Annotated in this window: 9 protein-coding genes; 3 read left to right on the forward strand and 6 right to left on the reverse strand. The window is 70.5% G+C overall.

Annotation, left to right across the window (positions count from 1 at the left end; translation table 11 throughout):
- The first annotated feature begins 5 nt into the window (after positions 1-5).
- The 3 genes from IFT60_RS01350 to IFT60_RS01360 all read left to right on the forward strand — a co-directional run bounded on the left by IFT60_RS01350 (position 6) and on the right by IFT60_RS01360 (position 2,990).
- Positions 6-1,478, forward strand: a complete 1,473-nt coding sequence (locus tag IFT60_RS01350; RefSeq protein WP_192048647.1) for a serine/threonine-protein kinase — start codon at positions 6-8, stop codon at positions 1,476-1,478.
- 13 nt (positions 1,479-1,491) lie between these two features.
- Positions 1,492-2,334 (forward strand): PP2C family protein-serine/threonine phosphatase, encoded by an 843-nt coding sequence (locus IFT60_RS01355; protein WP_192048650.1) that lies wholly within the window; start codon positions 1,492-1,494, stop codon positions 2,332-2,334.
- A gap of 98 nt (positions 2,335-2,432) precedes the next feature.
- Positions 2,433-2,990 (forward strand): hypothetical protein, encoded by a 558-nt coding sequence (locus IFT60_RS01360; protein WP_192048652.1) that lies wholly within the window; start codon positions 2,433-2,435, stop codon positions 2,988-2,990.
- A 197-nt stretch (positions 2,991-3,187) separates the two neighbouring features.
- Here IFT60_RS01360 and tagF read toward each other — a convergent pair whose 3' ends face one another.
- The 6 genes from tagF to IFT60_RS01390 all read right to left on the reverse strand — a co-directional run bounded on the left by tagF (position 3,188) and on the right by IFT60_RS01390 (position 13,795).
- Positions 3,188-3,928, reverse strand: coding sequence for a type VI secretion system-associated protein TagF (gene tagF / locus IFT60_RS01365; RefSeq protein ID WP_192048655.1), 741 nt, complete (start codon positions 3,926-3,928; stop codon positions 3,188-3,190).
- 9 nt (positions 3,929-3,937) lie between these two features.
- Positions 3,938-7,504: a type VI secretion system membrane subunit TssM gene (gene tssM, locus IFT60_RS01370; protein WP_192048657.1), complete on the reverse strand. Its 3,567-nt coding sequence runs from the start codon at positions 7,502-7,504 to the stop codon at positions 3,938-3,940.
- A 67-nt stretch (positions 7,505-7,571) separates the two neighbouring features.
- Entirely contained in the window at positions 7,572-8,906 is a 1,335-nt protein-coding gene (gene icmH, locus IFT60_RS01375; RefSeq protein ID WP_192048660.1) for a type IVB secretion system protein IcmH/DotU, read from the reverse strand.
- 6 nt (positions 8,907-8,912) lie between these two features.
- The gene (gene tssK, locus IFT60_RS01380) at positions 8,913-10,244 is read right to left on the reverse strand and encodes a type VI secretion system baseplate subunit TssK (protein WP_192048662.1); all 1,332 of its coding nucleotides are present in this window, start codon (positions 10,242-10,244) and stop codon (positions 8,913-8,915) included.
- A gap of 34 nt (positions 10,245-10,278) precedes the next feature.
- Complete coding sequence (gene tagH, locus IFT60_RS01385; RefSeq protein WP_192048664.1) at positions 10,279-11,880, reverse strand: type VI secretion system-associated FHA domain protein TagH; 1,602 nt, start codon at positions 11,878-11,880, stop codon at positions 10,279-10,281.
- A gap of 22 nt (positions 11,881-11,902) precedes the next feature.
- A complete protein-coding gene (locus IFT60_RS01390) occupies positions 11,903-13,795 on the reverse strand; it encodes a type VI secretion system Vgr family protein (protein WP_192048666.1) in 1,893 nt (630 codons plus the stop codon).
- Positions 13,796-13,860 lie beyond the last annotated feature (65 nt).

A 13,860-nucleotide genomic window follows, 5' to 3' on the forward strand; every position in this document is an offset into this window, starting at 1 on the left:
CGCGCATGCTCACGCAGCTCGGCAAATACCGCATCGACGGCGTCCTCGGCAAGGGCGCGATGGGCGTCGTCTACAAGGCGTTCGATCCGGGCATCGAACGCGTGGTCGCGCTCAAGACCATCCGCAAGGAGATGTTCGGCGCGGACGAGCAGCAGGAACTCATCGGCCGTTTCAAGAACGAGGCGCAGGCCGCCGGGCGCCTGACCGACCCCAATATCGTCACCGTCTACGACTACGGCGAGGATGCCGAGTCGGCCTACATCGCGATGGAGTTTGTCGAAGGCACGGGCCTCGACAGCCTGCTGGTACCGGACCGTCCCACCGCGATGGCGCGCGTGCTGGCCTGGATGGGCGGCCTGCTGGCGGGACTCGAGTACGCCCATGCGCGCGGGGTGGTGCACCGCGACGTCAAGCCGGCCAATCTGCTGGTCGCGCGCGATGGCCAGCTCAAGATCAGCGACTTCGGCATCGCCCGCATCGAGTCCTCCACGCTTACCCAGGCCGGATCGATGATCGGCACGCCGAGCTACATGTCGCCCGAACAGTTCCGCGGCGAGCCGGTCGACGGCCGCTCGGACGTTTTTTCCGCGGCGATCGTGCTGTACCAGCTGCTGACCGGGGTGCGCCCTTTCGTCGGCTCGGCCTCGGCCGTGATGCAGCAGATCCTCAACGACGATCCGCCGCCGCCATCGCGGCTGGCGCCGGCGCTGGGCGCCGGCTTCGACGCAGTGCTGGCGCGCGCCCTGGCCAGGCCGCCGCAGGCGCGCTACGCCTCGGCACGTGCTTTCCACGAAGCGCTGCTGGCCGCCGCGCAGGCCGCCGCGCAGGTTGCCGGCCCGGACCCGGATGCCACCGCCCTGGCCGACGACGACCGCACCGTGCTCGCGCCCGGCTTGCCGGCGCCGGTGCACGCGTCCGCGGACCTGTCCAGCCCCATGGAGGGCAGCGTCATCACGACCATGACGCCATGGAAGCGCGAAGCGCTGGGCGACGTCGAAGCGAGCCTGGCGCGCCAGATCGGCCCGATGGCCAGGTTCCTGCTCAAGAAAGTGGCCGCCAAGGCCGAAGGACTCGATGAACTGGGGCAGCTGCTGCTGCCGCACATCCCGTCGGACCTGGGGCGGCTCCAGTTCGAGCAGGCGCTGGTCCAGATCGCGAAGAAACTCGATGCCGCGGGCACTGGCACCGGCACCGGCAACGGCGCGCTGCGTGGACCGGCGTCCGCTGTGACGAACCCGGCTGAGCGCACCGCCCTGCCCGCGGGCGCAGCCGCCATGGCGGAGGGTGTCGACGATGCCTATGCCGAGGCCACGGCCCACAAGCTGGTGCAGATCATCGGCCCGATCGGGCGCGTGGTCGCCAGGCGCGCCATGAAGCAGGCCGGCGACAAGCTCGCCTTCCTGCAGCTGCTGGCCAGCCATATCGACAATCCCGGCGAACGCACGCGCTTCCTCGCGGACGCGGGCGCCCGGCCATGACGGAGCTTGCCCGATGACGTCGCCGACGATCCCTCTTTCGCCCATGCGCGTGTACCGCCTCCCCGCGATGGCGGTCTTCGGCGCCACCGACATCGGCACGGTCCGCCGCAGCAACGAAGACAACTTCATGATCGACGAGGCGCTCGGCGTGGCCATGCTGGCCGACGGCATGGGCGGCCACGACGCCGGTGAAGTGGCCAGCGCCGGCGTCCTTACCGCACTGCGCGACTACCTGGCCCTGCACGCCCCCGGCCTGCCCGTGGCCAACCTACAAGCCTGCCTGGATGCCGATCCGGACGCCACCTGGTCGGATCCGGCCGCCGGCGCGGTGCGCCTGCTGCACGCGGCCGTGAACCACGCCAACGCCAGCCTGTACACGCAAAATTGCGCACGCAACCGCGAAGACGGCGGCGGCATGGGCACCACCCTGACCGGATTCTGGCACAGCGCGCACGATGCTCCCCTGGTCGTGTTCCACGTCGGCGACAGCCGTTTTTACCGCCTGCGCGCGGGCGTGCTCGAGCAGCTCACGCGCGACCAGACCCTGTACCAGCAAGCCATCGAAGCGGGCATGCTCGACCAGCTTCCGGCGCGCAATCTCCTGTTGCAGGCGGTGGGCCCGTCGGCGGCGATCACGGCCGAGGTACGCTCGCACCCGGTCACGCCCGGCGACGTGCTGATGCTGTGCAGCGACGGCCTGCATGGCAGCGTGCCGCACGCCGACATCGAAGCCGCGCTGGCGCTGGCGGCCGGGACGAATCTCGACCAGGTCTGCGCACGTTTGATCGAGATGGCGAAGGTGTATGGGAGCCGCGATAACATCACCGTGGTGGTGGCGCTGTGCGGGCCGGGTTAGCATTCCTGGCTGGCGGCGCCCGGGCAAGCCCGAGTAAGGCCAAGCACGGCCAAGTACGGTCAAGTAAGCCCGAGTAACCAAGCCGAGGAGGAACGAGCATGAGCCGACCAGTGGGCCGTTTGCACGAGCAGACCAGGCAGTTCCTCTCCTTCTTGCGCCGTGCGCCGCTGGTGCGCGCGCAGATATGCGCGCCGAAGGACGGTACCCTGCTCTATTCCGGCAAGATGATGCGCAATGCCTGGGAAGAGATTGCCGAGCTCAGGGAGCGCGGCGCGCTGCCCGGGCTCACCACGCTGCCCGAGGTGCTGGCAAACATCCCGGCGCCGGAAACCGGGCACGCCACATTGCAGCGCTATACCGAGGCAACCTGCCAGGCCGTCCCCTGGGAAGACGACGGCTTCATCATCTGGCGCGCCCTGTCGGGCATCTTCGCCGCGCAGGCCGAGGGACGCGTCTCGTTCTACATCGGTGCCGGGATCTCAGCCGACAACGACGACCTCGCGCGGCGCAAGGTATTCGCGGTCACCGAGTTGCGGGTGCTGGCGCGCAACCCGCGCATCGATACGCTAACCCGTGACGTACTCGGCTATTACCTGAGGTGCGTGGAGAACAGGAACCATGCGATGAGTTTTTCGTTCATCGGCGGAGGGTGCTGACCGCCGCTCCGGCTTCTGGAACCAGCTCCGGACCCACCATCCTGGTGGCTTATTGTGGTTGGAGAGGCGTTGTGTGAGTATTGTCTGTCGGTATCGGCGTTGTTGGCAGCCGTGTTTTTTTGTTCTGTGATTTTCATCTGTTGGTTAGTTACTTTTTTTTTAAAGCGCAGTCCGCCCCCCGGTGCGCGTACTGCCGGTCATTCCCGGCGATCCGGGTCAACCGCCTGGCCCCGCGTCCAGCCATGTTGCAGCCAACGTCCGTCCAGCAGCGCGGCAAACCCTTCCGGGGCCGGCAAGCCGCTGCACACGGCCAGGCATGGCGCCACCAGCGGCGAACCGTCGGTCCACCATGCGCTTTGCCCGCGATCGACCGCGCTGGCGGCCAGCGCGGGCATCGCGGCGGCGTCGAACACCCCGAGCGGCGCCGGCTGCGCCGCGCTCGTGGCCGCCCCGGCGCCCGCCTCCGCATCCGTCTCCATGCCTTCCGCCGTGGCCGCGCCGCCCGCCTGCGCCAGCGCAGCATCGAATGCGTCCAGCGAGAACCCCTCCTCCAGCGCCGACAGCGCCATGTCTTCGAGGCGCGCGAACCAGCCGCCGTGCGGCGCCAGGCAATCGCCCAGCAAGGGCCGGCCAGCGACAGGCGCCGCCAGCAGCAGCGGAAAGCAGCGCCCTACCCGGTCATGGCTGGGCATCATGACGCCGGCCCAGGCGCCGGCCCCGCTGCCGACGATGCCGGCGCCGGCCACGAAGCGCCACAGCGGACTGCTCAGCCAAGTGGACAGCCAGGTCTCGCCCAGGTCGGCCCTGCTGCGCACAAGCGCCGCCTGGATCCAGTCGTCAAAGCACAGCCGTACGTCGGGCGGCAGGCGGCGCATCACGAAATCGCCGTGGCTGGGCAGCTTGCCGAACAGGCCCGGCGGCGCGCGTTCCTCGCTCATGCCGCCTCCTCACCAGCTGGACGGGCAATGGAAACCTTCGAGCGTCTCGCGCCGGAAGGGGTTGACGACGCTGCTGGCGGTCAGCTGGTAGCTCATCCTGTGCCCGTCCAGGTCGAACACCAGCGTATAGCGCTCGGGCTGCCCGCTCGCCATCAGCGTGCCCTTGTCGATCATGCGGAACCAGGCCCATGGACCTTCGCTGCGCAGTTCGGCGCGCAGCGGAGGCGCCGCTTCCAGGTGGACCAGGCCGCCGCCTTTCCCGGAGGGCAGCGTGATCGGCACCGGACGCGCCGGCGTGCCCGGCGCCCAGGCCACCGGCTGGCCGTCGATATCGAGCACGACCTTCGTGAGCGCCGGGTCGCCGGACTGCGGCGCCAGGTCGAAACGCAGCGACGGCTGGCGCGCACCGCCGGCGAAGAACATGTCGCGGATGCGCGCCGCGCGCTGGAACTGGTTCAGCACGTCCTGCGGGATGCCGTTCGCGGCGCCGCCGCTGCCATCCATGTCGCGCCAGCGCCACTGGCTGCCCGCCATGTCGACCTGCGCCGCCAGGTTCTTGGCGAAGAAGTCGTCCATCAGCCCGCCCGGTCCGAAGAACTTGCCGAAGTCTTCGAGCGTGGCGTCGCGCGCCGCGCCACGCACCAGCGGATAGCGCCCGGCGATCGCCGCGCTGCAAAAGCGCGCCCCTTCGCCCGCCCACAGGGCGCGGATGCGCGCGCGCTCGCTGCCCAGCGTCAGGCTGGCGCCGGCATTGTCGACGTTCTGCAGCATCTCGCCGAGTGGCGGCGGCGTCCCTTCGGCGGCGCGCTTGACCTTTTGCAGGGCCTCGCCGCTCGGGGCCGGGGTGCCGGCGCGGCGCGCCTGGTCGGCCGCATCGAAGAACTGCGATGCGTCCTTCAGCAGCGCCAGCTGGGCGTCGAGCGTGCCGGGTGCGGCCGCGCTGCCGACCAGCTTGTGCAGCGGCGCGAAATGCTGGTCGACCGGATTGGCCGGGGCCGCCGCCGGCGCCGCCAGGTCTTCGCCGCCGAGCGCGGCCTCGAGCTTGCGGCGCGCTTCCGACAGCTTGCCCAGCACTTTCTGGTCCAGCACCACCGCCGGCTTGCCGGCTTCGGCGCCGAGGGTCGTCTCGCGCGCCGCCACCGTCAGGAAGGCCTTCAGGGGAGAGTCGGCGCCGGCCAGCGCGTTGGTGATGCGCGCGCCCTGGTCGAGGCTGGAAAACGGCGCGATGCGCACGTCGGCCAGCAGCGCGTCCCAGGCGCGGATATAGTCGGCGTAGTACAGGCGCAACACGGCCGCGTTCATCTGGTCGCCGCCGAGCGCCCCGAGCGCCCCTTCCGCTTCGCGGCGGTCGAGGACCCAGCTGTCCTTCGCGATCTCGGCCAAGGCGCCGGGTGCTCCCTTCAGCAGCTCGCGATAGCCGGCCACGCTGAACAGGCCCGGTACGCCGCGCGTGAGCGGTTCGCCGCTCTTGCGGGCCAGGAGCGCGGACACGTCGTGCCCGGCGGCGCGGTTGACGCTGGTCTCGGGCAGGCGCGCCGCCGCGACCTTGCGCTTGAGGCGGTTGTAGACGCGCTCGGGCAGCGGCATCAGCGCCAGCGTCGAGCGCACCGCGCCGACCAGGCTGGCGTCCAGCGGCGGCGGATCAAACGCGGCCGCGGCGCCGGCGTCGAACAGCGCGCCCACGTGCGCGGCCAGTTCGTCGCGCTGCGCGGGTGTGGCGTCCGGCAGGCTGCGGCGCCAGTCGATGTCGAGCCAGGCCTGCACCGATTCCGGCTCCAGGTGCTCCGGCTGTCCGAGCATGAGGTAGACGCGCAGGGTTTCGTAGAGCTGCTCCTGGTTGTTGGCGTCGCCGCGGCGCAGCACTTCCTCGATCCGCGCCATCACGCGCGGCAGCAGCGCCGAACGCAGCAGCCGCTGGTAGGCCAGGCGCGCGCCGGCGCCGAGCTTGTCGCCCTGGTTCAGGCCGAAGCGCTCGAGCAGGGGCGCGCCCGCTGCGCGTTCCTCGTAGCCGCCGGGCAGCGTGCGCGCGGCGTTGAGCATCGGCAGCGCGTCGAGCACGGAACCGTTGGCGGGCGCAGCCGCCACCAGTTTGGCCAGGGCGTCGGTGCGCGCATCGACCTCGTCCACGGTGCGTTCGTTGCGCAGGTAGCTGGTGGCCAGCCCCGCGCCGAACAGCACGGCCAGCAGCACCGCCACGGCCGCGCCGAGCCAGCGCAGGCGGCGCCGGCGCGCTTCGAACATCGGGTCGATGCCGGCCAGCCCGGCTTCCTTGAAAACCAGGTCGCGCAGCAGCGAGGTGATGAAGTAACTGCGCCCGCCGGCGGCATTCGGCGCCAGCACCTTGCGCTCGAATCCGAAGGTCGCGGCCAGCGCTCCCAGCACGCGGTCGATCGGGCTGCCTTCCTGGGTGCCGCTGGTGAAGTAGACCCCGCGCAACTGCGCGCCCTGTTCGTAGCGGGTCGGCTCGAACACCGCGTCAAGGAAACCCTTCAGCACCTCTCCCAGGCCGGCGAACTGCTGCGGAAACCGGTACAGCAGCGCGCGCCGCTGCAGGTCGCGCTCTTCCTGCAGGCGGACCAGCACGCGCGACTGCAGGCGCTGCTCGAGCTCGAGGAAGCGCTCCGGGAACTGGGCCAGCGCCGCCGCGCCGGCACCTGACCCTGTCGCGAGCGGAAAGGTGATGCCCCAGACCTGGGCGCGCTCCTCGCGTCCCATGGTGTCGAAGAACTCCATGAAGCCGGCCAGCAGGTCGCATTTGGTGACGGTGACGTAGATCGGGAAACTGCTGCCGAGACGCTCGTGCAATTCCTTGATGCGGGCGCGGATCGCCTGCGCCTGGGCCTGGCGCGCGGCCGGCCCCTGCTGCAGCAGGTCGGCCACCGAGAGCGCGACGATGATGCCGTTGATCGGGCGGCGCGGGCGGTGCTTCTTGAGCAGGCCGAGGAAGGCATGCCAGCCGGCCTGGTCGGCCTCGGCATCGCTGTCCTGGGTGGTGTAGCGGCCGGCGGTGTCGAGCAGCACCGCCTCGTCGGTGAACCACCAGTCGCACTGGCGCGTGCCGCCGACGCCGCCGATGGCCCCCGCGCCCATGCTGTCGGCCAGCGGAAAGCGCAGGCCCGAGTGCAGCAAGGCGGTGGTCTTGCCGCTGCCGGGTGCGCCGACGAACATGTACCAGGGCAGCTGGTACAGGTACTGGCTGCCCCAGGTGCGCTTGCCCGGCGCCGCCTTGCGCAATACGTCCATCGCCTGCTGCATGCGCTGCTGCAGCGCCACCTGCTCCTGCAGCGCCGCCGCATTGGCCACCCCGGCCGCCGCCGGCGGCGCATTGGCGGCGGCCAGGCTGGCGATCAGGCGCCGGTTCGCCAGGTGGGCCTTGAGCGCCCTGGCGCCGTACCACAGGGCCCAGGCGGCGTACATCAGCAGGATGAAGAACCAGCGCACGCCGCTGCCCGCGAACGGTTCCTTGCCGTCGAAGGCGAGCAGCGGCGCCTCGAACCAGAACACCAGCGCCAGCAGGGTCACGCCGATCAGGGCCAGCACCTGCCGCTTGAACAACCAGGAAAACAGACGTTTCATGATCTTCCGCCGCAGCGGCCAAATGGGAACTTAAATACAGGGAACGGCACGGTCCCGCGGTGCGGGCTTACGACGGGTTCGCCGGCGCCAGCACCACCACGTCGACACGGCGGTTGCGCGCGCGCCCGGCCGGGCTGTCGTTCGGCACCAGCGGTTCGGCGTCGCCCCTGGCCTCGACGCTGTAGCGCGCCGGCGGTCCGGCGCGCGCCGCCAGCGCGGCGAGCACGCTCTGCGCGCGCGCCTTGGACAGGTCGTAATTCGACGGGAAGCGCGCCGACAGGCCGGGCCGGGTGTTGTCGGTATGGCCGATGACGACGATCTTGCCGGGCAGGGTCGCGAGGGCTTCGCCGATGCGCGCGAGCAGCCCCGTCATCCGGCCGTCGACCTCGGCGCTGCCGGACCCGAACATGCCCTCGCCGCGCAAGGTGATGGTGGTGCGGCCCGCCGTTTCGGTCACGGTCACCAGCCCCGCCGCCACTTCCGGCGCCAGGAAGCCGGCCACCCGCGACGGCGCGGCCGGCTGCACCGGCGGCTGCACGGCGGGCGCCGCGGGGGTGCCCTGCTGGCGCAGCGCCGACAGTTTCGCGAACACCGGATCGGAGGCGCGGTTCAGGAAATGCGAGGCGACCAGCTGCGCCGCCAGCAACAGCGCGCCGGCGCCGGCGGCCAGTACCCACAGCGGCGTGCGCCGCAGCGGCGACTGGGCGGGAGCCGCTTCTCCGCGCCAGTGCGGCGACAGGTCGCTTTCCTGCGCGCCGCGGTGCTGGCGGATCAGCTGCAGCAGGCGCTCGCGCAGCGCCGCCAGCTGGGACTGGCCGCCGTCGGCCAGGCGGAAACGCCCTTCGAGCCCGAGCGCCAGGCACAGGTACATCAGTTCGAGCAGGTCGAGGTGCTGGACCGGGTCCTGCGACAGGCGCTGCAGCACGAGGAAGAACTTCTCGCCGCCGGACGCCTCGTTGTGGAAGGCCACCAGCAGGCTGCGCGAACCCCAGACGCCGCTGCCCCAGGCGGTCCCGGAAATGGCTTCGTCGAGCAGCGTGCACAGCGCGTAGCGGGCGGCCGCGATCGATTCGAGCGGCACGCCGTCGGCGCGCGCCTCGGCTTCGAAGCTGCGGATCGCCTGCGCCAGGCGCTCGCGCAATGCGCCGAGGTCGGGCGGCTGCGTCGTGTGGCGCAGGGGGACGACCAGGTCGAGCAAGGGATTGGCGGCGCGCACCAGGCGATTCAGGCCGGTCCCGGGCGGCACCGCGTGCACCGGCAGCGCCGGTTCCGGCATGAGTGCGGCTGCCGGAGTGGCCGTACCGGGACCGGCGCCAGCGGCCCCGCGCCTGCCGCCCGGATTGAGCACAAGCATCGTCGCATCCGGATCCTGCGGCGGCTTGGGTGGATCCTGTGTACTCATGGCGCATTACCTCCGGATGGCCCAGAACTGCATCTGCAAGCCGGGAAAATCGCCGGCCACGTGCATCGCAAACCCCGCCGACTGGTGCAGGTGCTGGAAGTACTCGCTGCCGCTGTCGAGTTCGAAATAGGTATAGCCGGCATAGAAAGGCAGCTGGCGCGGCGCCACCGGCAAGGGCCGCAAGCCGATGCCGGGCAGCTGCAGGTTGACCAGGTCGCGGATCTTTTCGACCGAGCCGATCTTGACCTGGGCCGGAAACACGCCGCGCAACGCTTCCGGCGGCATGTGCGCGTTCACCGCCAGCACGAAGCTGCTCGACCTGAGCAGCTCGCGGTCAGGCACCACCGCGACCCGGATGCCGAACTGGCGCTCGTCGAGCGGGATCGGCACCGCCTGCGTGTCCATGACCGTCGACAGCGCCCGCCGCAGGTCGACGATCACCGGGGCGAAGGTGTCGGCCAGCGCGTCGTGGCGGTAGACCGGGTAGCTTGCCGTGCGCTTGCCGGGATCGGTGAAGGTGGCCAGTTCGCCGGCCAGCCCGACCAGCACATGGTAGAGGGTTTCGGGGTGCACGCCGGTGGCGCTGGCCAGGTGGATCACCTGCGGTTCGGCGCGGTTGAGCAGTTGCAGCAGCAGGAAGTCGGCAATCTCGGCGGCGCCCGCGGCCCCCGGCTGCGACAGGCGCGCGCCGAGCAGGTCGCCGCGCGCATGCAGCAGGCCGACCAGCTCGTCGGCGAATGCGGCCAGGCGCGGTGCGGCCCGAAAATCCAGGCAGGGGGGACTGTAGTCGGGGTCGAGCACCAGGCGGTCGTCGGCGCGCCGTTCGACCACCCGCGCCACGCCCAGGCTTGCGTAGGCATGCGCCACCTCGGGCGCGAGCGCCAGGCGCAGGCGCAGCTTGCCGATCTGGAGCAAGGCACTGTTGTCGAGGCCGTTGCTGTCCCAGACTTCGTAGTCATCGGGGCGATGGCGCGCGAAATTGTCGGGGTCCGGGCCGTCCGCCACCTCGGCGATCCCGTGGCGGCGCAGCGGCAGCGCCAGCACCACGGAGACGTTGCGCGCGTCCGGCGGGACGTCGAGCGGCAGCGGCAGCTCGTCGTCGGCCGGCAGCATGAAGGGCGTACCGTCCGGCAGCACGCCGCTGCAGGCGCGCAGTGCAAGCTTGCCGAGCGCGAGCTGGTGCTCGTCGATCTTCAGCTCGGAAAAGCCCCAGGCATACGGCCGCAGCGCGCCGACGCGGCTTTCCAGCTGGCTTTGCCAATAGCGGTCATGCTGCTGCAGGTGCTGCGGCTGCAGCAGCATGCCTTCGGACCAGACCACCTTGTTCTTCCATGCCATAGTGCCCCTGTCTGTAAGGATGAACCGTCACGCCCTAGCGCGGACCCCGTTCCTTCGCCTGGCGCAGGCGCGCCACCTGCTCTTCGTACGCTTCCGAGAATTTTTCGCCGTACAGGCGCTGCAAGTCGTCGTCGGCCTCGCGCGCGATCTCGCCATAGACCTCGACCAGCCGGTCCCACAGCTTGGCCTTGCGGTTCGCGCTCAGCACCTTGTCCATCACCGTCGGCACCGCCAGGCGCGCCTCGATCTGCGCCGGGTCGAAGCGGTGCAGCACCGCGCCCAGGGCCGCGCGCATGCCGGCGATGACCGCCAGCTCGTGCGCGCGCAGGTCGTCGAAGGCGCCGGCGACGGCGTCGCGCGGGGCCATGTAGCCGGCCATCGCGCCGGTCAGCATCTGGGTCAGCGCGCCGTCGGCGTTCGGGAAGAACTTGAGCGGATTGTTGGCGCGCACCGACAGCATGGTCCGCTCGATGCGGCTTTCCATCTTGGTGACCGCGCGCGCCATCAGCACGTCGATGGTGCCGGCGGTCGCTTCGCGCAGCATGGCGCCCACCGTCTCGGCCACCTCCGTGGCCGGGCGCTGCAGTTGCAGGTCGGGCAGGCCGAGCCCGCGCAGCAGCGCGGCGAGCACCTCGTCCTGCGCGCCGGGCGCCACCATCGCCGGCGGCGCGGACGGCGGCCGCTCCGGCGCAGGCGGCGGCGCACGCCGCGGCACGACAGCGGGAACGATGGCCGTCTGTTCGGCGGGCGTCGGCTCGGTCGGATCGAGCCCGTGTGCCGGCGCAGCGGACGGCGGCGGCGCCGCCGCAGGCCAATGCGCGGGCACAGTGGGGGGCTGCGCAGGCGCAGCGGGCGCAGCGGGCGGCGGCGCGGGCGCGGCCGGCGCGAGCGGAAGGAAATCGGCCAGCGGGTCGTAATCCTGGGGAATCGCAAAGCCGGCGCCGGCCGACGCCGCCAGCGCCGGCACGAAGCTCGGCGCCGCGCCCGCCTGGGGCTGGCGCCGCCCCAGCGCGGCCAGTTCCGGCGACACATGGTCGCTGTCCGCGCCGTGGCGCGGCCGGGCCGGCGCCGGTGCGAGCAGGTTCAGGCCGAGCGGATCGCTGGCAAAGGCCTGCTGGCCGGGCAGCACGTCGAGGATGCTGGCGCCGGCGAGCGGATCGAGCAAGCCCGGGGCCAGCGTGGCCACCGCCGCGGCCGGCGCCGGCGCCTGGGCGAAGTCGAGCGCGGGCAACTGCGGCGGCGGCGCCGGCGCGGGCGGCTCGAACAGCGGCAGCGCCGTATCGTTGCGCGGCGCCGGCGCCAGCGCGGGCGTGGCCGGCGCCGTCTCGACCACCGCCTGCAGCAGGTAGTCGCCGAGCAGCACGCGGTCGCCGTGGGCCAGCGCCACCTGCACCCCCTTGCCGACCGGCTTGTCGTTGACGACGCTGGCATTGCTGCCCAGGTCTTCCAGCATGAACGCGCCATCCTGGACGAACACGCGCGCATGGACGCGCGAGATGTACCTGCTCGGATCGTCCAGCACCAGGGTGTTCTCGGCCGAGCGGCCGATATTGCCGCCCGCCTCGCCGAAACGCACGGCGGGGGCCGGCGGTACCGGCTGGTTACGATAGGTCAGGATTCGCAGGGTCAGCAGCATCGTGTCGTCGTCAGGTGGTTCGTCAGTTGATCTTTACCAGCGCGCCGCCGATCGTCATCACCGCGCCGGCTTTCACCTCCATCATCGCGCCCGCCGTGACCTTGGCATTGGCGTCGGCGGCGACCTCGATTTCGGGCGCCTTGATGGTGATCTTGGCCGCTTCGATCTTGATGCTGCTGCCGCCCACCTTCAGTTCGATCGAGGTGCCGGCCTCGATCACGATGGTGGTGCCGACCTTGACGGCCTGCTTGCCGTCGATGGCGACGCTCTGGTCATGGCCGATGGTGAGCGCCTGGTCGTTCTTGATGCCGATGGTCTGGTCGCCCTTCTCGGCCGTCTCGAAGCCGACCTTCAGCACGTCGTCGTTCTTCACCACGCGCAGGAAATCGCGCTCGGCCTGCATGAACACTTCCTCGCTGCCCTTCTTGTCCTCGAAGCGCAGTTCGTTGAAGCCTTCGCCCCCTTTCGAGGACTGGCTCTTGACCGTCGACCTGGTCTGGTTTTCCGGCAGCGCATAGGGCGGCATGGCGTCCGAGTTGTAGACGCAGCCGGTGACCAGCGGCCGGTCGGGGTCGCCCTCAAGGAAGCTGACCACCACTTCCATGCCGATGCGCGGCACCGTCATCGCGCCCCAGGCCTTGCCGGCCCAGCCCTGCGCCACGCGCACCCAGCAGGAACTGTTTTCGTCGTGCTTGCCGACCCGGTCCCAATGGAACTGCACCTTGATGCGTCCGTACTTGTCGGTCCAGATCTCTTCGCCGGCCTTGCCGACCACCATCGCGGTCTGCGGCCCGCGCACCACCGGCCGCGGAATCGTCCACAATGGCCGGTACGGGTGCTCCTTGCCGATGGCGCCGATCCGGCAGGCGACGCCGAAGCCGCCGGCGCCGCTGCTGTAATCGTTCCCGGTCACTTCGTATCGCGCGGAAGTGACCAGGTACTCGCGGTTCTGGTCCTCGCTCGGATGGTCGGCCAGCTTGAACAGGCCACCCGGGTAGAGTCCGCGCGCATCCGTGGCCGCCTCGATCTGCTCGCACTGGCCGTGCAGGCTTTCGATGCGCCCGCGTGCCAGCGCATTGCCCTGGGCCGCGACCGTGTAGTCGCCGGGATAGTCGAACATCTCGTAGGACGCCTGGTCGAAACCGGCGGCGATGTTGGCCGTGGCGAGCAGGCCGCCGCTGGCGCTGTTGGTGGCTTTCTCGAAATCGAAATCGTTCAGCACGTACTTGCTCGACGCAATCGTCCCACCCGCATTCCAGCTCGACACGCTCTCCTCCGCCCATTCGCCGCGGCGCGCCGCGCGCGCGAATTTCAGGCCGCCGTAGCCGGGAATCGGCGCGTGCGCGCCATAGGAATCGGCCAGCACCATCGTGTGCCTGCTGGCCTCGTGGGTGAAGAAGAAGTAGATGCCGGCGCCCTCGAGCAGGCGGCAGACGAAGTCGAAGTCGGTCTCGCGGTACTGCACGCAATACGGCAAGGCGGGGTACTCGCCGCTCAGCGATGCCACCGACAGCACGGCCGCGCCGCCATAGGCCTGGCAGACCTGCTTGACGATGTCGGGCACCGACATGTCCTGGAAGATGCGGCAGTTCGAGGCGCGCTTGAGCAGCCAGAGCCAGGGGTGCAGCGTCGCCTCGTAGCTGGCGAACTCGCCGCTCCAGCCGGTGCTGGCGAAACGGGTGACGATGCCGTTGAAATAGCGCAGGCTGCCCTCTTCGTCGGTTGCCAGCTCGACGGTCATCGGCTTGCCGAGCACGTCGGCGATCTTGAGGCCGGCGTCCTTCGAGAGCAGGCGCACCGTGAATTGCGACAGGCGCCCGAGCTCCTCGCTGCCGTTCATGCCGGCGAACAGCAGCACGTCGTCCGCCAGGGCTGTCCTGACGCTTGCTTCGCGATTCGCTTGGATGGCATCCATGGGTGTTCCAGGGTTGGTCGAGAAATGCGGGCCGCGCTTGCGGGTACCCGCGCCGGACGTGTCGG

The sequence above is a fragment of the Massilia sp. CFBP 13721 genome (genome assembly GCF_014842025.1).
Classification (GTDB): domain Bacteria; phylum Pseudomonadota; class Gammaproteobacteria; order Burkholderiales; family Burkholderiaceae_D; genus Telluria.